Origin of the sequence: uncultured Mycobacterium sp. (assembly GCF_964249325.1) — a bacterium.
GTDB lineage: Bacteria > Actinomycetota > Actinomycetes > Mycobacteriales > Mycobacteriaceae > Mycobacterium.
Window position 1 is genome coordinate 33,448 of record NZ_CAXUCH010000021.1, and the last position, 225, is coordinate 33,672.

Sequence of the window (225 nt, forward strand, 5' to 3'; positions counted from 1 at the left end):
GTCGAGGAACTCGCGAATCGCATCCAGCGACGTTCGCGACGGATTCCATTGCAGTTCGCAGCGGGCCCGCTCGGTGTCCATGATCGGCAGGCTCAAGGCGAGGTCGACGAGCGTGGGGCTGGCGGGCAGCAGATGCAACCGCCATGCGGCGGCGACCGCGGCCCGGATGGGACGCAACGGCAGCTTGACGGGTCGTGCGCCCAGAAGCTCGCCAAGGGTATGGGG

Annotated in this window: 1 pseudogene; it reads right to left on the bottom strand. The window is 68.4% G+C overall.

Going from position 1 to position 225, the window contains the following annotated elements:
- Nucleotides 1-225: pseudogene (locus tag ACFE99_RS05040) on the bottom strand (NAD-dependent epimerase); the annotation flags it as partial.